We start from the raw sequence: 21,832 nt of genomic DNA, 5'->3' as shown, positions 1-21,832 counted from the left end.
GTTCACTTTCGGACACTTTTCGTATTAAACAATACGCATTTAGCTGAAATACAACCGAGTAACAAATAGATTAGTCATGGCACATTGATTGGATTATACTATACAATACGTATAATCCAATCAAACCATGAAAAAAACATTACTCTTGTTCTTACTAGGCACAACCTTAGCCTTGGGGCAGAAGCAAAAAGACAACTACATCAAAGAACATTTTCCTTTGTTACTTGAAAACTTATCCTCAGAAGAGCTACAGGCCTTTAAAAGCACAATGAAAATGGCTTCTAAAGACAAGCTCAAATACATCGACTCCAATTTACTCCGAAAAGGTAGTGGAGATCAATTTGGTGTGTACTACCAAATTTTTTCTTATGATCTTACAGGGGTTCACAATCGGGTAACGATTATAGATGAAGACAATAGAGAGATTGTAATTGAAGTAGACGGGACCATATCTTTTGACAATACCCAACCAACAGAAAAGGTAGCTTCAACGCCTCTTGCAACAGAGGTAACTCAATTTACTACTTTCGCAGGTCAAACGCATGAATTGGAGGATCTTTTGGCAAGAGATGGAGTGTTTATCATAACTTCTACAAATTGTGGTCCATGCATGCAAGCCTATCCAGCGCTTAATCAGTTAGCAACTGATCCTGCTTATAAAAATATTCCTTTCACCGCCTTGTACATTAGTTCGGCTGCTAATTTGAAAAATTACACAGAAGGCAGTGCTTATAAAAACTTTGGGTCACTTGAGAACCCTTGGGATGTATTTACCTCAGAAGTATTGATCAAACACTTAGTTCCCAACTACAATTTAAAGAATAAAGCTGTTCCTTATGTTATGGTGAAGAAGAATAACAAAGTCGTTTACTCTTCGAATCGAGGTATTAAAATCGATCAAATCAAAAAGCATATCTAACCAATGAAAAAGCTTGAGTACCGAATCTGTACTCAAGCTTTTTATTTAGATGACAATAACGTATAAAAAAGGATACTTACATGCTACGCATGTAGGCTTCCAAAGCCTCTAACTCAGCATCACTAAATTTCTTAGTAATCTCTAAGTTTGCCTGCATAATAATAAATTGTGCAGGATCCACGATGGCTTCTTCTTGTCCTTTTAAAAAGGAAATTAGACTCACATCGTGTTTATCGTAAATCTCAATAATTTCTCTAACACTCGGACCAATTACTTTTTTATCTGCAATATGGCAAGAAGCACAGGTTCCTTTTCCTTCAAAAATTTGTTTTCCCAAGGCAATTTTCTCTGCTTGGCTCATTTCTGTTGCACCACCACGCTCAGATTCATATACAGGTTCCGGCATCGTTGGTTTTTCTTCTTTTTTACCACATGATACTAAAAGAACTGCAGCAAAAAACGGTATGGTTTTAAGTAGGTAGTTACGCATAGGTTGTTTGTTTTTTTTTGTTGTATCAAATGTACAAAAACAATTTGGGTTGCCTCTTTCACAAATCACTCCAATTCATGTAAAAAAACGACATCTATCTCCCTTTTACTTACATTAAAAAAACACGAGCATTTAGTATCCCTATTAACTTAATACCTACCTTTCACTTCTTCAATTTCCATGCTTCTAATGTCTTCCTCTACTTCCTTTCCTCTGTTAAAATTATATTTGATGGATAAAAAATAACTTCTAGAATTATACCGTTGATCTGTATAACTATATAAATCATTAATATTGTATTCATGACGTGATTGCAAAGAATCAAATAGATCATTTACCCCAAATATCAAGCTAAATGAAGGAGATAAAGGATAGTATACCGTGCAATTGACAGTACTAACTTGTTTAATCTTTGTATATAGAACTCGATAAGCTGAAGTGTAAGAATAATCAACATTTAATTCCATATCACGAAAGAGATGCCATGTGTTGTTTATATTAAGATTTGCATACAATGAGGAGAACTTCTGATCTGGCAATTTAAAATTCAAATATGCACCTGTAGCTTTAGTTGAAATTTCCCACCAATTAGCGATTGTATAAGGCCAAGAAATAAAGGCAAATAAATCATTTCGATAACCCGCATTTATTGGGTTAGTAACTACAATCCCCTTAACATTTGAAGGCAGAATTACAATGTTATTCTTTACATAATTATACCGCCAATTCAAGGATATATTATTTCTTAATCGATACCCCATTTGGAGACTATAAATATCCGTAGGTTTTAATTTATCATTTCCTCTGGAAGCACTTATAGGACTATCTTTGACATAAGTGGTATTAAATAGCGCATAGCTTGGTCTTGACAACCGTTGAGAGGCTGAAATGTAAAAAGGGCTACCATCAAATGTAGTATTATAATTCAGGTTAGGTAGTACTCTAAAGTTATTGTTATTTCCCTTCTCAGCAGAAGTGCTAAAATCGTTATAGTTATATTCTGCTCTGATTCCAACGGTGAGTTTTGACTTTTTCGCCATGGGAAGAGAAAGATTGGCAAAAGTGGAATATATGTATTCTTTCAAGCAAAAATTGTTAGAAAAATCCATTTCTTCACTCCAGTTACTTTGGGTTGATTCTACAAAATGAAAGTAGTCTTTGTTATTTATCCACGAAACTCGAGTTCCTAAGGTTAGTGTTTTTTGGTTAGTATACTTCTTCTGCCATTGTGCATTTAGCACATAGATAACATTTCTTGCTTTAGCATTTTGAGTATTTTGCTCTCTTGTGATTACTTGTGCTTTTTGGTATTCATTTTGTTGTGCAAAAGGATTGAAGTACTTTTTCGTTGCAAAGTCAAAAGCCACTGTAAATTTTGACCCTAACGTATCTAAATTACTTGTATAGGATAAAGAAGAAGAATGCATCTTATTTACTTGATCAAAAAATGTTCGAGATAGAATTAGAGAATCAGAAGCTAATGTAGGTCCCGTAATTGTAGAAAGAACTGTTCGTTGGTGATCATCATCTTTATCATCTTCAAAAAGATACAACAGACTAAAACTACTGTTTTCATCCAATTGATAATCTGCTCCTATTGTCAAATAATCACTCTTTCTATTCACCTTACTTTTTTCTGTATTAGCGTAGTGAAGTGTCTCGATATTCTCTTCTAAAACTCCTTTTGCTTGTGCAAACGTTTTATGTCTTGCGTGATAATAATTTCCAAAAACTCTAAATTTTTGACGCTCATAAAATAAACTCGCATCCGTCGAATACCCCCATTTATCGTTATATGAGGTGTTTTGGCGTATATTTCCTGTCCAGCCTTCGTTTTGAATCGTGGTAATTCTGATTATTCCCCGCTTTTCTCCTTCTATACTTCCATCCACACGATCGACTATTTCAATTTCATCAATAATACTTGGATTTAAAGTTTCTAAAAAAGTAGCTATTCGGCTTTTATCTATCCTTATATCTTTACCATCGACTTGGACTAAGATTTCATCACTTTCTAATATTTTAATTCCATCTGTTGTGGAGATATTGGGTGCATAATTTAAAATCGAAAGAACATCAGGTTGATTTTTTAACCGCGTTTCAGATACGCGAAGTAAAATGCCTTCATCTGTTTGTGTGATAGGTTTCTGCTTAGTTTCTATAACAAGTTCTTCCAATTGTTGAGGATCATCCTGCAAAATTAAAGGAAGTAACACTAAATCTTGATCGACTAAAACTGTTTGTACAGCGGTTTTAAAATAAATAGAACTCACATATAGAGTATACGACTCTGGAACTATAGATTTGATTACAAAATAGCCTTGTTCATCGGTAAAGACTCTTTGGATGAGGCTATCTCCTTGGTATAATTCCACAACTCCATAAGAAACACACCCTCCATTAGAAGTGATTAACTGACCTGAGAGTTGATGTTGGGCGTAGCCAATCAAGGAAAAAAACAAAGTGATAATTACAAAGTAATACTTCATCTGAATTAGTTGTGATGTATTAAACTAATTTACAACGAAATACTTTATTTACAATTTAAAACGTTGATCAAACCATACCTTAAAGCACTAATTATCAAACATTAACCTCCTGTACTACAGAAACAAAAAAGAGAGATCTTTTCGATCTCCCTTTTGATATGATTTCTATTTATTCAGCAAGATTGCTGCTTCTTTTGCAAAATAAGTGGAGATGATACTCGCACCAGCGCGTTTGATACAGGTTAATTGTTCCATCATCACTAGATCGTGATCCAACCATCCTTTTTCAGCAGCAGCTTTGACCATAGCATACTCTCCAGATACATGATACACCGATACAGGTACATTCACTGCATCTTTCACTTCACGTACAATGTCTAAATAAGCTATTCCCGGTTTTACCATAACGATATCTGCTCCTTCTTCTACATCATACAATGCTTCTTTAATAGCTTCAATGCGATTGGCATAATCCATTTGATAGGTTTTCTTGTCTTTTGGAATTTCTACATTTGCACGAGGTGCACTATCTAATGCATCTCTAAATGGTCCATAGAATGCTGAGGCATATTTTGCAGAATAACTCATGATACCCACATCCGTATAACCGGATTGATCTAAGGCTTCACGCATGCGCAACACACGACCATCCATCATATCACTTGGCGCCACAAAATCTGCTCCTGCAGCAGCGTGAGACACACTCATTCTAGTCAATGCATCTACGGTTGCATCATTGATCACCTTCCCGTTTTCAATAATCCCGTCGTGTCCGTAAATCGAATACGGATCTAACGCCACATCAGGCATAACAATCATTCCTGGGCAGGCATCCTTTATTGCCTTTATTGCCGTTTGCATCAATCCGTTTGCATTCCACGACTCAGTACCTGCGTTATCTTTTAAATGATCACTTACCTTTACGTAGATATTTACAGCGCGAATGCCCAACGCGTATAATTCTTTCACCTCTTTCACTGTTAAATCTACTGATCTTCTATAGATCCCAGGCATAGATAAAATAGGTTCTTCAACATTTGTTCCCTCAGCAATAAACATGGGAAACATAAAATCTTGTGGGGTCACAATCGTTTCTCTAACTAGACTTCGAATGGACTCACTTGTTCTTAATCTTCTACCTCTTTGTAATGGAAACATAGTATTTGGTTTACGTTTGACAGTTTACTGTTCACTGTGTACTGTCAACTAATTAATTATTTTATTTATTTAAACAAACGTTGTTTATCAAAGATCGCTTACAGTTGACGGTGTACAGTTAACAGTTTGAATGCTCTGAACGATACATTACTCAACAATATACATTCCCTCCACGTCTGTGAACCGTTAACCGTTAACTAATAACCAATCCACTGGATTAGCCAATACCTTCAATAACTTTTCTTCTTCGCTATTTTCTTCAGGTTGGTGATCGTATATCCATTGAACATGCGGAGGCAAACTCATTAATATGGATTCGATACGTCCATTGGTTTTTAATCCGAACAGCGTTCCTTTATCGTGCACCAGGTTAAACTCTACATAACGACCTCTTCGAATTTCTTGCCAAGTGCGTTGTTCTGTTGTATAGGTTAACGCTTTGCGTTTTTCAACAATAGGCACATAGGCTTCTAGAAAGCTATTGCCAACTGTTGTAACAAAATCATACCACTGTTGAGCTGATCTGTCCGTTGTTTCTTCCAATCGATCAAAAAATAACCCACCAATTCCACGAGCTTCCTCGCGGTGTGCATTCCAGAAATATTCGTCGCATTGTTTTTTATAACGCGGATAAAATGTTGCATCGTGTTGATCACAAGCCTTCTTACACACTTGATGGAAGTGGGTCGCATCTTCTTCGAATAAGTAATACGGCGTTAGATCTTGTCCGCCTCCAAACCAAGAACGAACTACTTTACCTGTTTTATCGTACATTTCAAAGTAGCGCCAATTGGCGTGAACTGTAGGTACCATAGGGTTTTTTGGATGGATAACTAAGCTCAATCCACACGCATAAAAATCGACATCTCCTACATTAAAATACTTTTGCATAGCCGCAGGTAATTCCCCGTGAACAGCAGAAATATTCACTCCTCCTTTTTCAAATACACGTCCATTTTCAATAACACGTGTTCTTCCACCACCACCTCCAGGACGTTCCCACAGGTCTTGTTGAAATTTAACTTCTCCATCAACCTCCTCCAATTTTGCAGTAATTTGATCTTGAAGTTGCTGTATATAGTGATAAAATTTTTCTTTCATACTTCCCTTAAACAAGCGTATCGGTTTTATTTCTTTCTGTTACAGTTGAGCGATTTTACCCATTATTTCAAAAGAGAAAGCTTTACTTTCATTTTGAATAAAAGTATATAAGTTCTTCGCTTTAGCTTTGAATTGGGGCTCTGTCTTAGACCAGTTAACTAATACATCGGCAAATTGTTCCATACGATCCCAACCAAAATTGAATTTCAATAGGTGTGCATGGAGTGCTGTCGATTCCATTGATGCTAAGATCTCATATGTCAAACCCATTTTTCCTAGTTCAGCATCAATTTCTTCTTTTACTTGTAGCTCATCAGGAACGAATCCAATTGATGAAAGTTTTACGACAATCGATTCAATTCGTCTGTCTTCTTCGCTTTTTACTCCTTTATTTAACATAGATCTCCATATCAAAAGCAAAAAAGTTTACGCTATATCCGTAAACCTTTTGCCGTATTTTTATTTGTGTTCGTATTCTTTTACTGCTTCAATAAAAGCTTTAGCGTGATCAACTGGGATATGTGGTAAGATCCCATGTCCTAAGTTCACGATGTATTTATCTTTTCCGAAAGCATCAATCATCTCATGCACCATTTTTTTAATGGTAGGAATTGGGGACATTAATCTACTTGGATCAAAATTTCCTTGTAGCGTGATATTCCCACCTGTAAATAAACGTGCATTTTGTGGGCTACAAGTCCAATCTACTCCTAGAGCAGAAGCTTTAGACTGTGCCATTTCAGGCAAGGCAAACCAACAACCTTTACCGAATACGATAACAGGTGTAATTTCTGCTAGTGCATCAACAATTTGATTGATGTATTTCCATGAGAATTCTTGATAATCTACAGGAGATAGCATTCCTCCCCAAGAGTCAAAAATCTGAACGGCATTTACCCCTGCTTTTACTTTTTCTTTTAGATATAAAATCGTGGTATCTGTAATTTTTTGCAATAATGTATGAGCTGCAACTGGATCAGAAAAACAAAATCCCTTAGCTAAGTCAAAGCTTTTAGATCCTTTTCCTTCCACGGCATAGCAGAAGATTGTCCACGGCGAACCTGCGAAACCGATCAAAGGCACCTCGTCATTCAACATTTCTTTGGTTACTTTAATAGCATCCATTACATAACCCAAAGTTTCTTCAATATTCGGAATAATAACCTGCTCAACATCCTTAGCTGAGCGGATAGGATTCGGTACCCAAGGTCCTATTCCTGGTCTCATTTCCACATCGATATTCATGGCTTGTGGAACAACTAAAATATCCGAAAATAGAATAGCTGCATCTGGTTGTACAATACGAATAGGTTGTACCGTAATTTCAGCTGCAATTTCAGGCATTCTACAACGGGTAAAAAAATCGTATTTATCTCGTAAAGCGCGGAATTCCGGCAAGTATCTACCTGCTTGACGCATCATCCAAACGGGTGGTCTCTCCACCGTTTCTCCTTTTAAAGCTCTTAAGAATAAATCATTTTTAATCATTTCTAAACCATTTAATTACGTCAATTTTAGCTGACACTATTTATAATATGCTAAACACGCTTGTAGGGTAGCTTCTATTGTCGGTTGACTTGCTACCACAATTTGCGTAGTAATCTCTTTGAGTGCATCTGCAGTTGTATCGCCAATACAAAAGCACACTTCCGTGGTAATTTGATTGTTTTGCAAAAAACTCTCAATGGCCGATGGGCTGTAAAAACAGATCCCTTCTACTTTTTGTTGAAGCACATGAGGTTGTTTGATTGTTTGATAAGCTTCATACTCATCAAAAATCAAGTTGTGTTGTTTAAAAAATGTAGGCAAAACCTCTCGTCGGATATTACCACAACAGAAAGAAAAACTGCAATTAGCAAAATCTCGTTCAATAACTTCGGTTAATTCCTTTGCATAGTGTGTCCAAGCCAATACCTTCCATCCGTGTTCTTCTAAAAGTGCTTTGGTTTTAACCCCCACACAAATAGCCGGTTTGGTCTTGAGCAATTGTGCCTGCGGATTATTCAACACACTTTTCACGGCATTTTGACTGGTAAACACCACAATATCCCTTGCTTGATCAACGGTAAACGCTAGCGGAGTTATCGCTATAAAGTCTTGCTCGATCCACGAGAGCGCAGCAGTCTCAAGCATTTGGCGATGCACGTCATTCAATATTCGCGTTGATAAAACTACAGGCATATTAAGAGCGTTTTAATTCCTGACGAAGTTTTTCCATCAAGGCTTGTCCTCCATTAGCCAACAATTCTTGTGCAGCGAAGAACCCTAGTTTTTTCCACTCTTGAATGGCAACTGTTTTTTTAATTTCAAACTTTTCTTTCCCGTCTAACGACAGTAGTACCCCTGTAAAATCAATTGTTTCTTCTTTTTGATTATAGGTAGCGATTGCTCCAATTGGCGCCGTACACCCACCTTCTAAAGTACGCAAGAATTGACGTTCAATATGCGTAGTCATTTCCGCTTCATAGTCATTTAATTGACGTAAAGCATCCAAAGCAAAAGAATCCTCTGCCATAGCTACTACCACCATTGCACCTTGTGCGGGTGCTGGAATCATCCAATCTAAATTGACAAATCCCTTGGGTTTTTTCTTGATGCGATCCAATCCGGCTGATGCAAAAATTGCTCCATTCCAATCTGCATTGTCATTTAGTTTTTGCATTCTTGTATTGACATTTCCGCGCAAATCAACGAGTGTGTGTTTAGGAAAACGGTTGAGCCATTGGGCTTTTCGTCTTAAACTTCCCGTTGCTACCACTGCCTCTACCTCGGGATCCAAAAAAGTTGTATTTCCTTTGTGTAATAAAATATCTACTGTATTTGCTCTTTTTAGTACAGCAGCTTGTACGATGCCCTGCGGTAAAGCCGTTGGAACATCTTTCATCGAATGCACGGCAATGTCCACTTTTTTGTTGATCATGGCCACATCCAAGGTTTTGGTAAAGATACCGGTAATACCCATTTCATATAAAGGCTTGTCTAATATCAAATCCCCTTCAGACTTCACCGGAACTAATTCCGTTTTATATCCTAAAGCATTTAATGCCTTTTCAACTGTTGTTGCTTGCCACATTGCAAGCTCGCTATCGCGTGTACCGATACGAATAACTCTATCCATTTTGTCTTGTGTCTAATTGAAAAACTTTTTCTATCCATTCAATGCTATCATCAACAACGGTTTCTTCTTGTCGCAAATGATTGGCAAAATGTGTGGTGATCTTCTGAATAATACGCATTGTGATTACTTCAGCTTGTTCACTATCAAAGTTCTCATATTTTTTTCGATGGTAGTCAATTTCTCCATCTTTTATTTGTTCTAGACGCGTTTTTAGCGCGTGAATAGTTGGAGCAAACTTTCTCATCTTGGTCCAAGCGACAAATTCTGACATCACTTCGTCAATAATTTCTTCTGCCTGAGGGATGAATTCTTTTCTTCTTTCAATAGTTTTATCCGTCATCTTAGACAAGTCATCCATGTGAATTAGTTCCACCATGGGATGAGAAGCGACCATTGGATCTACGTTTTTGGGAATAGATAAATCTAGGATCGTTAAAGGTTTGCTCAGCTGTAGTTTTGTCAGATCAACTGTTGGTTGTTGAGCACCAGTTGCTACGACTAATACATCTGATTTTGCAATTTCTTCCTCTAAATTTTCGTAATCTTTGACGTGTAAATTAAACTTCCCCGCCACTTCTAAAGCGCGTTCCTTTGTTCTATTGATTAAAACAATATGATCGTTGTGGGTGTGTTTGACAAGATTTTCACAGGTATTGCGACCAATTTTCCCCGTTCCAAACAAAAGAATGTTTTTAGCGGAGATGTCTTGCACCTGATCCATGATATACTGTACGGCTGCAAAAGAAACAGAAGTAGCTCCAGAACTGAGTTCCGTTTCATTCTTTATGCGTTTACTAGCTTGAATAACCGCATTAACTAGACGCTCAAAATAGTTCGTTGTCAATCCTTGCTCTTTGGCTAATACAAAGCCATTTCGAATTTGACTAATAATTTCAAAATCACCTAAGATTTGACTATCTAACCCTGTTCCAACGCGAAATAAGTGACGTATTGCCTCATTGTTTTTACACACATAAGCAACTTGTCGGAAATCGTCAACCGTTCCATTACTATTATCACATAATAACTTAATCAATTCAAAAGGATGCTGCGCAAAACCATAGATCTCCGTACGATTACACGTAGAAATAACGATTAAGCTTTCAATCCCTTCTTCTTTCGCTTGATGTAATAGATTTTCTTTGGCCTCTTCACTCAAACTAAACTTTCCCCTCATCTCAGCGTCCGCTTTTTTATAGCTTAATCCCACTGCATAAAAAGTAGTTGATTTGACCTTATCTATTTTTTCCATACCTATTTCAATTTCAAAAGTAAGCAAATTTAGCGCTAATGATTCGATAAAAGTAACGCTAGAGGGACTATTAATAACGCTCAAAGAAAAAGAAAAACAATTAGCAATATTTCATTATATTACAGTACATTTGCAGTATTAGCAAGGGTTAGAAATGATTCTATATAGAATCATTCTAAATAAAAAATACAAGATTACGTTTCCCTACTGTTCAAAAAAATAACGCTATGAGTCCCATAGAAGAAATCAACATAGACCCCGAATTTTCGGTCTACAAAATAGATAATTCCAGTCCACAATCGCTGAGTTTCCACAAGGAGATCAGCACAGATATTATCCAATTCTACTTTTGTTTGAAAGGGAGTGGACAGTTTATTTACAACCACGGAGCCTATACCTTGGATCTACCCGAAGAGAAGTCACTTCTGTTATACAATCCTCAAAAGCAACTACCTGTTCACCTAGAAATAAAGGGGCAATCTGCGATTATTTGCTTGATGATTTCCATTAAAAAATTCCACTCCTTATTTTCATCAGAAGCGGAATTTATCGGTTTTTTAACGGAAGAGAATAAGGAAAAAAAATACTATACAGAAGAAAAGATCACACCAGCCATTGCCATTGTCTTAACGCAAATGCTCAATGCTACAATGCATCCTTCTGTAAAAAACCTTTTTTACAAAGGCAAGACATATGAGTTACTCAGTCTAGTATTCAATTACAACGAGGAACAAAACATTGACAATTGTCCGTTTTTATCGGACGAGGAAGATGTTTTAAAAATCAAACAAGCCAAAGACATCATTATTCAACAGATGACCGAACCGCCTACGTTGCAGGAGCTAGCGGATCATATCGGCTTAAACATCAAAAAGTTAAAAATTGGTTTTAAGCAAATTTACGGAGACTCTGTTTTCAGCTTCCTCTTTGACTACAAGATGGAATATGCACGAAAACTATTAGACGAAGGAAATTACAACGTCAATGAAGTGGGATTGAAAATTGGATACAGTTCAGCTAGCCATTTCATTTCTGCCTTTAAAAAGAAATATGGCATAACGCCAAAAAAATATTTAATGTCAATTAATTCAAACAATCAATAATGAAAGGGATACTACTTGTAAATTTAGGTTCGCCAAAATCTCCAACCCCTGAGGATGTAAAACCTTACTTGGATGAATTTTTAATGGACAAAAGAGTCATCGATATGCCTTATTTACTGAGAGCATTTTTAGTAAAGGGAATTATTCTCAATACAAGACCTAAGAAATCAGCTGCTGCTTATCAAAAAGTATGGTTACCTGAAGGATCACCGTTAATTGTAATCTCTCAACGTCAGCAAAAAAAATTACAACAAAAGACGGATTTACCTATTGCATTAGCCATGCGTTATGGTGAGCCTTCAATCAAAACAGGTTTACAGGAACTGCATGACAAAGGAGTAACCGATGTATTTATGATTCCTTTGTATCCGCAATTTGCTATGGCAACCACAGAAACCATTGAAGTATTGGCTGAAGAATTGCGCAAAAAGCACTTTCAAAACATGAGCATTACTAGTATGCCTGCTTTTTACAATAAACAGGAATACATCGACGCTTTAGCGAATTCTATTCAAGCACATTTGGACAACAACGAGTGGGATCACATTTTGTTTTCTTACCACGGTGTTCCAGAGCGTCACATCTATAAATCAGACACCACAAAATCACATTGTAAAATCGATGGATCGTGTTGTAACACTCCTTCTGTAGCACATCAACATTGCTATAGACATCAATGTTTGGAAACGACCAGACAAGTCGTTGAAAAACTCAATATTCCAGAAGAAAAATACACCAATACTTTCCAATCGCGATTAGGACCAGACAAATGGTTGCAACCTCCTACAGACAAAACAGTCAATGCATTAGCTGAAAATGGAATCAAACACCTAGCTGTTGTTACTCCCGCTTTCGTAGCAGATTGCTTAGAAACACTTGAGGAAATTGGCATGGAAGCAAAGGAGGAATTTCTACACCACGGCGGAACTTCTTTTAAGACAATCCCTTGCCTAAACGATAACGACGATTTTATTGATGCCTTAGCCACTTGGATTACAACCTGGCAACAAAAAAAATAACGAAATTTTATGGCCTATTTATATTTAAAAGCACTACACGTCATCTTTGTTGTCTGTTGGTTTGCAGGCTTATTTTATATTGTTCGCCTCTTCGTTTATTACGTGGAGGCCAATGAAAAACCACAAGTTGAACAAGACATCCTCAAGAAGCAATATCGCCTCATGACTAATCGTCTTTGGAATATTATCACATGGCCTGCAGCTATACTTACCTTGCTTTTTGGTCTTTCGCTTTTTGTGGTGAATCCCTATTTATTAGAACAACCCTGGATGCATGTTAAGTTGTTGTTTGTCTTATTTTTAATCGCTTATCACCTCAAATGCCATCAATTCGTAAAGCAAATTAATCGAAATACGCTAACGAAATCATCTTCATTTTTCAGAATATGGAATGAAGGAGCAACAATTATTTTATTTTCTATTGTTTTTTTAGTATTTTTAAAAAATGCTTTCAACTGGATATTTGGTGTAGTAGGACTACTAGGTTTGGCTATATTATTAATGATAGGTATTAAGCTTTATAAACGAATTCGTCAACGAAAGAAAGAGTGAGTGAATGAAAGACAAGTTTTTTTTAAAAAGTTTCTCCCTACAAAATAGAATTTTTTTCTCCTTAATTTTCTTGAGCATCATATCTTCGATATTGATCTCGGCAGTTTCTGTCTATCAATTTAAGGAAGAAGCACGCACCTATCACCAATATAGGCTAGAACGAAAGGAAAGTTCTATTACAGAGAACATAAACTACATCTTAACCACCACTCCTTATCAACTAAACACCGAAAATCTCCCTCTGATTTTCAAAGATAAAATACACGAGCTTGCCTCTATACACAATACCGAATTACATATTTATGATCTAAATGGCAAGTTATTACTCTCTTCTAAGGGGAGTTTCTCCATTGACAGCGTCAAGTCGAATATTCCGATTATCATCTTAAAAACAATAAAAGCCTCTCCTGTCAAGCGTTTTGTTGACGTAGAGGAGATCGATAATTCGCGTATTCGAACTTCCTATCGCTACTTGAAAGATCAAAAATTTAAACCCCTGGGAATCATAAAGATTCCCTATCCAGAAGAAACTGAATTTTACGAAAATGAGGTGCGCAATTTCATGTATAAATTCGGACAAGTCTATATTATCATGTTGATTATGTCTATCGCCATTTCTTATTTTCTATCCAACTACATCACCCAGAGTCTAAATAAGCTCAGCATTAAAATGACGAGCACCAAGCTAGGACAGAAAAACGAAAAGATTGAAGACATCTCCACAAGTAAAGAGATATCTAACTTAATCAATGCCTACAATGACATGGTTGAGAAATTAGACGAGACTTACCAACAATTAGCGCAAAATGAAAGAGAACAAGCTTGGCGAGAAATGGCGAAACAAGTTGCTCATGAAATTAAAAATCCGTTAACACCTATGCGATTAACGGTACAGAGTTTTGAGCGAAAATTCGATCCAACCGATCCAGACATTACCACAAAAATCAAAGACTATTCCGCTGTTCTCATCGGACAGATTGATACCATGTCATCCGTTGCAACTGCCTTCTCAAGCTTTGCCTCGATGCCTGCTCAACAAAACGAAACGCTAAACGTTATTAAAACGATTCGAATATCTTTAGATATATTTACCGAAGATTTCATCTATTTTGAACACGAAGAAGAGGAAATCATCGCAATTATCGATCAAACACAACTTATCCGTATTATTACTAACTTAGTAAAAAATGCAATTCAGGCTATTCCCGATAGTAATCCTAGTCCGATTGTGATCGTAAAAGCCTATCAAAATAGCAAAAACATCGTTATTTCTGTTACCGACAATGGAACGGGAGTTACTATTGCAGATAAGACGAAAATATTCGAACCGAAATTTACCACCAAAACAAGTGGAATGGGACTTGGTCTGGGGATTATAAAAAACATTGTTGAAAATTATAAAGGAACCATTACTTTTGAAACAGAAGTCGGCAAGGGAACAACATTTACCGTAACTTTACCGCTGACCAAATAAAAATTTGAAATATGGAATATGAAAATATTTTAGTTGAGACAGATGATCATATATCGGTCATAACGATTAACAGACCAACGAAATTAAACGCCTTAAACAAACCTACAATTGAAGAATTACACCGTGCACTCCTTCAATTAGAAGAAGACAAATCAGTACGCGTGGTAATTATTACCGGAAGTGGAGAAAAAGCCTTTGTTGCAGGCGCGGATATTAAAGAGTTTGCAAGCTTCAATGTAAGTGAAGGCTCACAATTAGCTGCTAAAGGACAAGAATTGCTATTTGACTATGCTCAAAACTATTCTAAGCCGATCATTGCAGCTGTTAACGGTTTTGCTTTAGGTGGAGGATTAGAATTAGCTATGGCTTGCCATTTTAGAGTTGCTTCAACTAATGCCAAAATGGGGCTACCTGAAGTAACGCTAGGTTTAATCCCTGGTTATGGAGGAACACAACGCCTACCTCAATTAATAGGCAAAGGACGCGCGATGGAATTAATTATGACAGCAGACATGATTAACGCACAAAAAGCATTGGAATATGGCTTAGTAAACCACGTGGTTGAACAACCTGAATTGCTAACTTTCACAAAAGCTATTGCCCAAAAGATAGCAAACAATTCGTCTTCTGCTATTTCTAAAGCTATTAAATCAATCAACGCTAACTTCAAAGATGGTACAAACGGATACCACGAAGAAATTAAGCACTTTGGTGAGTGCTTTAATACGCAAGATTTTACAGAAGGCACAACAGCTTTCTTAGAAAAGAGAAAACCAAATTTTAAAGGATAAGAAAAAAGGTTGGAATTTACATTCCAACCTTTTTTATTTACACACAAGGTCATAAAAAAAGCTCCTTGAAATTCAAGGAGCTTTGTTGGCCTACTAGGACTCGAACCTAGAACGACTGAACCAAAATCAGCTGTGTTACCATTACACCATAGGCCAGTACCACTTTGCCATTCAAAAGTAAATTACTTCTGTATTGCGGATGCAAAAGTAGCATTATTTCTGTACTTACCAAAGATTTTCAAAATAATAATAACTCCACACACACGACTCCCACTACAATTCACTAATAATCAATTGAAAGCGAAATAAATTTTAACATATTTTTTTGCAAGGGGGGAGATGAGTCGTTGAGGTGGTGAGTCGTAGAGGTGATGTGGTGATGTGGTGATGTGGTGATGTGGTGGTGAGGTGGTGAGGTGGTGAGGTGTTGTGGTGGTGAGGTGTTGTGGTGGTGAGGTGTTGTGGTGGTGAGGTGATGACTCGCTTAGAGTTGTCTTCTGATAACCAATAATCAAATAAAAAAAAGCTCCTTGATTTCTCAAGGAGCTTTTGTTGGCCTACTAGGACTCGAACCTAGAACGACTGAACCAAAATCAGCTGTGTTACCATTACACCATAGGCCAGTACCACTTTGCGACTCAAAAGTAGGAACTACTTCTGCATTGCGGAGGCAAAAGTAACACTTTTTTTATATTATCCAAAAACAAAACGCAAAATTATTTTTTTTTAATCTGGTTCATATCTAATAAAAAAAGACTTTCTTTGTATATATTGATTAAAAATACCAAGAATATTCTTATATGTTAACATTCAACTACAAAAAGTGGAATATAATCGGGGGATGGCTATGCTTCCTCGTTGCGTTAATCACTTACACTTTGACCGTAGAACCTACCGTTAGTTTCTGGGATCCAGGAGAATACATTGCTACTTCAGCCAAACTCGAAGTGGGTCACCCTCCAGGGGCTCCTTTTTACCAAATGCTAGGTGCTTTGTTCTCTCTTTTTGCGGCTTCACCTCAACATATCGCATTAGCTGTGAATATGGTAGCCGTTTTATCGAGTGCTTTTACTATCCTTTTTATGTTTTGGTCGATGACCAATATCCTAAAAAAAATAGTAACTAAAACTTCGGAATGGACAAATTCAAATGCCATTGCCGTTTTAGGTAGTGCAGCTATAGGTTCTCTTGCTTTTAGCTTTACGGACAGTTTTTGGTTTAATGCGGTAGAATCAGAAGTTTACGCTTCGGCTATGGTTCTTACTGCTCTTCTCCTCTACCTAGGATTGAGATGGGTAGATGAACTTGATCAACCTAGAGGAAACCGCTGGTTGTTATTGATCGGCCTAGTAGCAGGATGTTCTTTTGGTGTTCACCTTATGGCCCTGTTAACTATTCCGTCTATCGGTTTACTTTACTTCTTTAAGAAATATGAAAAAGTAACAATAAAGAACTTCATCATAGGTAATATTGCCTCTGTTGCAGCACTATTCTTTTTGTTTGCGTTTTTCTTCCCTAAGCTCCTCGCTTTCTTTGGAAAAACAGAAATTTTCGCAATCAATACACTAGGACTTCCCTTCAATAGCGGAACTATCCTTGCCTTCCTTATCTTAATTGGACTTACTGTATTTGGCTTGTATTACACCCGTAAGAAAGGGTATGTAATGTTTAATACCATTATCTTAACTATCGTTTTCGTTTGTGTTGGTTTAAGTGCTTGGTTAATGTTGCCTATTCGCGCTAATGCAAACGTAACCATTAACGAAAATACTCCTTCCGATGCAGCGGAATTATTAGCTTACTACCAACGTGAACAATACGGTGATGAAAGTATTTATTACGATTCATACTTTACAAAAGCCTACGTTGGACTGGATGCTAACAACCCGTGGAAAGATCAACAACCCAACTATGAAAGAGACTACAAAACAGGAAAATACGTTGTCGTAAACGAATGGAAAAATGCGGGGCAAAACTTTGACGAAAGACACAAAGGATTTCTTCCGCGTATGTGGAGTACAGATAAAAACCACCGCGTAAACTATATGCGTTATTCAAAACCGCTAAATTTCAACATTGCACCGGGATATACGAATAACGATAAATTGGTCTACTTAGACCGTGCTGTCAAACAAAAATTAGCGAGTGGCGAATTTGGCGTTGAAGAATTAGACAATTTCTTTAGCCAATATGGTCAAGCACTAGATATTGAGGTACCTTCTTTCTCTGATAATATGTCTTTTATGTTTACCTATCAATTTGGGTATATGTACTGGAGATATTTGATGTGGAACTTTGTAGGTCGTCAAGATGATATTCAAGGTCAAGGAGATTTAGAACACGGAAATTGGTTGAGTGGGATTAAGTTTTTAGACGAAATACGCCTTGGTTCTCAGGATAATCTTCCTTCTGATGTATTAAACAATAAAGGTAGAAATACGTACTTTTTCTTGCCTTTCATCCTTGGTATTATTGGAATTGTATTCAACTACCGAAAAGATCCAAAAATGTTCTGGGTATTATTGGTCCTTTTCTTATTTACAAGTTTAGCACTGAAAATATTCTTAAACGAGCGTCCTTTTGAACCAAGAGAACGCGATTACGCAGTTGTACCTTCGTTTTATATCTTTGCGATGTGGCTTGGATTTGGGGTATATTCAATCTATGAAGGATTGAAAAAATACCTTTCTCCAAAAATGTCAAACATTATTGTATTAACTGTTTGCACCCTTGCTGGCCCTGTTTTATTAGCGCAACAAAATTGGGATGATCACGATCGTTCTAACCGTTATACCGCTTTAGCAAACGCACGAGCGTATTTAGATTCTTGTGATCCAAATGCGATTATCTTCACCATTGGTGATAACGATACCTTCCCGCTTTGGTATTTACAAGAAATTGAAGGCTATCGTACCGATGTACGCGTCGTTTGTACTAGCTTACTAACACAAGATTGGTACATTGACCAGATGAAAGCCAAAGCCTATGACTCTGAGCCATTGCCAATCAAATTTACTCATGATCAATATGTAGGAAACAAACGCGACGCGCTTTTGGTTAAACCTGTAGCAGATCAACGTTTTGACTTATCCCTTTTATTGGATGTTGTTCGCTCAGACGATCAACGTACGAAGCAATTAACAGAAGCAGGTACAACACTGTACTTATTCTCATCAGATAAAGCCTCTTTACCTGTTGATCGTGAAACAATTGCAAAAAACAATATTGTTTCTCCTCATTTAATGGATCAAGTGGTTTCCTCTATCGACATTGATATTACGGATCAAGTAATTTACAAACACCGTTTAATCATGTTAGACATTATTGCTAACAACAAATGGGAAAGACCTATCTATTTCTCTGGTGGTAGTTTTAACAACGACGATTTCGCTTGGATGAAAGATTACCTACAACTCAGCGGTTTAATCTATAAGCTTGTTCCGATCAAATCTGAAGGTCAAAATGCACATCCGGTAGACTTGGGTAGCATTGATGCAGATCGTATGTACAATACCGTGAAAACATGGTATTGGGGTAATATGGGTAGTGATAAGATTTACCATGATCCGCAAACACGTAGAAATTCATTAAGCTATCGCCTTAACTTGAGTCGTTTAGCAGAGCAGTTGATTGAGGAAGGTAAAAATGAAAAAGCAAAAGAAATCCTCGATACGGCAATGACTAATATGCCGATTCAATATTATGGCTATTATCAATTGGTCATTCCTTTTGTAGAATGCTATTACAAAATTGGCGAAGCCAAAGTAGCACAAAAGTATGCACAGGAATTAGCGCAAAAATCAAATGAGAAGTTGTTCTATTACAAGAATCTTCCTCTTGACGAACAGAATTTCTACGCTTATGAAATCCTTGCAGAACTCAATATTTGGAAGCATTTGGTTGATATTGTTGATGTAGAAGACAAACAAACAGCTTTTGTCAAACAATACAAAGACGACTTCAATTCGTACTTCACTCATTTCAACTACTTGTTCAAAAAATATCAAGGAGAAGCAATGGAAGAAGAAGGAGACTTTATCGAATCCGAAGAATAACAAATTTTCATATAATAAAACAGCCTTTATTACTTAATAAAGGCTGTTTTTGTTTTCCTACTAACTCCAAAAACAATTCGAAGGAGCTCCTTCTATTTTTTTAGTAACTTTGCGATTCAAAAGGATATATACGATATGATTGAAAATAAAAATCAAAGTAAAACACAAGTAGAGCAATTGGGCGAATTTGGACTGATTAAACAGCTAACCAAAGACTTCTCTATTACACAACCATCTACCCTAAAAGGGATTGGTGACGATGCCGCTGTGCTAGACTTTCCCACAGATAAAGTAGTTATTTCAACCGATTTACTCATCGAAGGTGTTCATTTTGATTTGGCTTATGCTCCATTGAAACACCTAGGCTATAAAGCTATTGTTGTCAATCTATCTGACATTTGCGCAATGAATGCTGTACCTACGCAAGTTACCGTTTCTATTGCCGTGTCAAATCGATTCCCTTTAGAAGCTTTAGAAGAATTATACGAGGGAATTGCATTGGCTTGTAATTACTATAAAGTTGACCTAATTGGAGGTGATACAACTTCTTCGCAAAAAGGATTAATCATCAGTGTTACAGCGATAGGTAAAGCACAAGAAGAGGAATTAGTTTACAGAAACAAGGCACAAGACAATGATTTATTAGTCCTTACTGGAGATATTGGTGGTGCTTATATGGGACTCCAAGTGCTAGAAAGAGAAAAACAAGTTTATCTAGTAAATCCAAATAATCAACCGGATTTATCTCTCTATGACTATATCATTGAAAGACAATTAAAACCCGAAGCTCGCACAGATATCAAACAACTATTAGCTGAACTTGAGGTTCAACCAACGAGTATGATTGATGTATCAGACGGGCTTTCTTCTGAAATAATTCATTTATGTACGCAATCTAAAGTAGGATGCAACTTGTTTGAAGACAAACTTCCACTTGATCCACAATTTATTAATACCTGTGAGGAATTTAATATAGATGCAACAACAATCGCTATTAATGGTGGTGAAGATTATGAGTTACTATTCACCATCAAAATGGAAGATTACGACAAAATTAAAGGAAACCCGAACTTAACTGTTATTGGTCATATGACACAAGAAAGCGAAGGCGTTCACCTCATCACAAGAGATAACACGAAAATTCCAATCAAGGCAAAAGGATGGAATGCCCTACAATAATTAAGAAAACTGGTTCTGTAACCAGTTTTTTTTTGCTCTATACTATCCCTCATTCTCAAAGTGTAATTCCTATAAAATATTAACCATAATTTGTGAATATTTGATAATTTATTTTAAATTTGAATAAAAACCCACTAGTATGGACACAAATTATCAAGAAGAAAACCAAGAAAAAGCGGTAGAGTCTACACAACAAACTGAAGTAGTAACTCCTCCCACTCAAGCAACGTATCAAACTGTTCCACCACTTGTACAACAACCTATTGAAAAGAACAACATAGGACTAACAGGATTTATCTTGTCTATCGTTGCTGTTGTGATTTCCTTAGTTCCCATTGTAGGATGGCTGTGTTGGTTATTGGGACTCGTCCTTTCAATTGTTGGACTATTCAAAAAACCAAGAGGTTTTGCCATTGCTGGTCTTGTGATCTCTCTAATAGGATTTATCATCATGTTCTTCTTGTTGGGAATTCTTGGAATTGCAGCTGCAGCTGCCGTTGCATCAGAAATGTAAGATCAATACCACTCATACAAAAAAACAGAACTTAGGTTCTGTTTTTTTGTACGTTAAATAATTATTAGATTTTTATTAGAATTAAGCTAAACCTTATTTTGAATTCGAACAAATTAGTACCTTGCACCGCGATTGTAAAAAAGATTACTTAATTTTGTTCTAGTTAACAAACTCAAAACAAGCCAAGTGAAAAGAAAAATAGCGGTATTTTTTATGCTTATGTTTCTGATTTCAACAACTGAATTTGGTCAGTTATTGAAGTTCCCTTTGCTTGTGGAGCATTATGTTGAACACAAAGGTTTAAATCCTGATTTGACAATTTGGGGATTTTTACAAATTCACTACGACAACAATCACAAAGAAGATGGTGATCCAACAGATGAGAAACTTCCTTTTGTTTCTCATGCTCCCATCATGCATATCGTTGCGACAACTCCGCCGACTATGCTAAAAATTGAGCGTATCAAAATCTCAACTCATAATACCAAGGTTGAGCGTTTTCACGACGCTGTTTTCGAAAGTAGTTTTTTATCCTCTATTTGGCAACCGCCTAAATACTGTTAATACATTTTATCCTCACACTTCGTGGTTTGTTTATATCAACTAAATCACGTAGTT

The 21,832-nt window shown here is 36.6% G+C and carries 19 protein-coding genes and 2 tRNA genes; 10 read left to right on the top strand and 11 right to left on the bottom strand.

Annotated elements, in window-relative coordinates:
• Positions 1 to 127 precede the first annotated feature (127 nt).
• The gene (locus H4K33_RS10170) at positions 128 to 919 is read left to right on the top strand and encodes a hypothetical protein (RefSeq protein ID WP_182648543.1); all 792 of its coding nucleotides are present in this window, start codon (positions 128 to 130) and stop codon (positions 917 to 919) included.
• A 76-nt stretch (positions 920 to 995) separates the two neighbouring features.
• Here H4K33_RS10170 and H4K33_RS10165 read toward each other — a convergent pair whose 3' ends face one another.
• The 9 genes from H4K33_RS10165 to hemA all read right to left on the bottom strand — a co-directional run bounded on the left by H4K33_RS10165 (position 996) and on the right by hemA (position 10,527).
• Positions 996 to 1,409: a c-type cytochrome gene (locus H4K33_RS10165; protein ID WP_182648541.1), complete on the bottom strand. Its 414-nt coding sequence runs from the start codon at positions 1,407 to 1,409 to the stop codon at positions 996 to 998.
• Positions 1,410 to 1,558: 149 nt separating this feature from the next.
• Complete coding sequence (locus H4K33_RS10160; protein ID WP_182648539.1) at positions 1,559 to 3,898, bottom strand: outer membrane beta-barrel family protein; 2,340 nt, start codon at positions 3,896 to 3,898, stop codon at positions 1,559 to 1,561.
• 165 nt (positions 3,899 to 4,063) lie between these two features.
• The gene (gene hemB, locus H4K33_RS10155; RefSeq protein ID WP_182648537.1) at positions 4,064 to 5,056 is read right to left on the bottom strand and encodes a porphobilinogen synthase; all 993 of its coding nucleotides are present in this window, start codon (positions 5,054 to 5,056) and stop codon (positions 4,064 to 4,066) included.
• 186 nt (positions 5,057 to 5,242) lie between these two features.
• Positions 5,243 to 6,157 (bottom strand): oxygen-dependent coproporphyrinogen oxidase, encoded by a 915-nt coding sequence (gene hemF, locus H4K33_RS10150; RefSeq protein ID WP_182648535.1) that lies wholly within the window; start codon positions 6,155 to 6,157, stop codon positions 5,243 to 5,245.
• Between the two features lie 39 nt (positions 6,158 to 6,196).
• Positions 6,197 to 6,556, bottom strand: coding sequence for a hypothetical protein (locus tag H4K33_RS10145; RefSeq protein ID WP_182648533.1), 360 nt, complete (start codon positions 6,554 to 6,556; stop codon positions 6,197 to 6,199).
• A 60-nt stretch (positions 6,557 to 6,616) separates the two neighbouring features.
• Entirely contained in the window at positions 6,617 to 7,645 is a 1,029-nt protein-coding gene (hemE, locus tag H4K33_RS10140; protein ID WP_182648530.1) for a uroporphyrinogen decarboxylase, read from the bottom strand.
• 36 nt (positions 7,646 to 7,681) lie between these two features.
• Positions 7,682 to 8,338: a uroporphyrinogen-III synthase gene (locus H4K33_RS10135; protein ID WP_182648528.1), complete on the bottom strand. Its 657-nt coding sequence runs from the start codon at positions 8,336 to 8,338 to the stop codon at positions 7,682 to 7,684.
• A 1-nt stretch (position 8,339) separates the two neighbouring features.
• Positions 8,340 to 9,275, bottom strand: coding sequence for a hydroxymethylbilane synthase (hemC, locus tag H4K33_RS10130; protein WP_182648526.1), 936 nt, complete (start codon positions 9,273 to 9,275; stop codon positions 8,340 to 8,342).
• Entirely contained in the window at positions 9,268 to 10,527 is a 1,260-nt protein-coding gene (gene hemA, locus H4K33_RS10125) for a glutamyl-tRNA reductase (RefSeq protein ID WP_182648524.1), read from the bottom strand. Before hemA ends, hemC begins: the two co-directional genes overlap by 8 nt.
• Positions 10,528 to 10,754: 227 nt before the next feature.
• Between hemA and H4K33_RS10120 the strand changes: the two genes are divergently transcribed.
• Genes H4K33_RS10120 through H4K33_RS10100 form a run of 5 tightly spaced genes read left to right on the top strand, consistent with a single transcriptional unit; the run spans position 10,755 to position 15,466 of the window.
• Complete coding sequence (locus H4K33_RS10120) at positions 10,755 to 11,630, top strand: AraC family transcriptional regulator (protein ID WP_182648523.1); 876 nt, start codon at positions 10,755 to 10,757, stop codon at positions 11,628 to 11,630.
• A complete protein-coding gene (gene hemH, locus H4K33_RS10115; RefSeq protein WP_182648521.1) occupies positions 11,630 to 12,649 on the top strand; it encodes a ferrochelatase in 1,020 nt (339 codons plus the stop codon). Before H4K33_RS10120 ends, hemH begins: the two co-directional genes overlap by 1 nt.
• Positions 12,650 to 12,658: 9 nt before the next feature.
• The gene (locus H4K33_RS10110) at positions 12,659 to 13,201 is read left to right on the top strand and encodes a CopD family protein (protein ID WP_182648519.1); all 543 of its coding nucleotides are present in this window, start codon (positions 12,659 to 12,661) and stop codon (positions 13,199 to 13,201) included.
• A gap of 4 nt (positions 13,202 to 13,205) precedes the next feature.
• Positions 13,206 to 14,675: a PAS domain-containing sensor histidine kinase gene (locus H4K33_RS10105; protein ID WP_182648517.1), complete on the top strand. Its 1,470-nt coding sequence runs from the start codon at positions 13,206 to 13,208 to the stop codon at positions 14,673 to 14,675.
• An 11-nt stretch (positions 14,676 to 14,686) separates the two neighbouring features.
• Complete coding sequence (locus H4K33_RS10100; RefSeq protein WP_182648515.1) at positions 14,687 to 15,466, top strand: enoyl-CoA hydratase/isomerase family protein; 780 nt, start codon at positions 14,687 to 14,689, stop codon at positions 15,464 to 15,466.
• 85 nt (positions 15,467 to 15,551) lie between these two features.
• Here H4K33_RS10100 and H4K33_RS10095 read toward each other — a convergent pair.
• Together H4K33_RS10095 and H4K33_RS10090 are read right to left on the bottom strand one after the other, a co-directional pair.
• Positions 15,552 to 15,622, bottom strand: a tRNA-Gln gene (locus H4K33_RS10095).
• 396 nt (positions 15,623 to 16,018) lie between these two features.
• Positions 16,019 to 16,089 (bottom strand) — tRNA-Gln (locus H4K33_RS10090).
• Positions 16,090 to 16,266: 177 nt separating this feature from the next.
• Between H4K33_RS10090 and H4K33_RS10085 the strand changes: the two genes are divergently transcribed.
• The 4 genes from H4K33_RS10085 to H4K33_RS10070 all read left to right on the top strand — a co-directional run bounded on the left by H4K33_RS10085 (position 16,267) and on the right by H4K33_RS10070 (position 21,778).
• Complete coding sequence (locus H4K33_RS10085) at positions 16,267 to 19,521, top strand: DUF2723 domain-containing protein (RefSeq protein WP_182648513.1); 3,255 nt, start codon at positions 16,267 to 16,269, stop codon at positions 19,519 to 19,521.
• Between the two features lie 135 nt (positions 19,522 to 19,656).
• The gene (thiL, locus tag H4K33_RS10080) at positions 19,657 to 20,700 is read left to right on the top strand and encodes a thiamine-phosphate kinase (RefSeq protein ID WP_182648510.1); all 1,044 of its coding nucleotides are present in this window, start codon (positions 19,657 to 19,659) and stop codon (positions 20,698 to 20,700) included.
• A 139-nt stretch (positions 20,701 to 20,839) separates the two neighbouring features.
• The gene (locus H4K33_RS10075) at positions 20,840 to 21,214 is read left to right on the top strand and encodes a hypothetical protein (RefSeq protein WP_182648508.1); all 375 of its coding nucleotides are present in this window, start codon (positions 20,840 to 20,842) and stop codon (positions 21,212 to 21,214) included.
• A gap of 186 nt (positions 21,215 to 21,400) precedes the next feature.
• The gene (locus tag H4K33_RS10070; RefSeq protein WP_370576674.1) at positions 21,401 to 21,778 is read left to right on the top strand and encodes a hypothetical protein; all 378 of its coding nucleotides are present in this window, start codon (positions 21,401 to 21,403) and stop codon (positions 21,776 to 21,778) included.
• The last annotated feature ends 54 nt before the right edge of the window (positions 21,779 to 21,832 follow it).

This window comes from Myroides sp. WP-1 (genome assembly GCF_014145635.1).
GTDB lineage: Bacteria > Bacteroidota > Bacteroidia > Flavobacteriales > Flavobacteriaceae > Flavobacterium.
The sequence above is the reverse complement of the archived record's forward strand: the minus strand, read 5'-3'. Positions and strand labels throughout refer to the sequence as shown.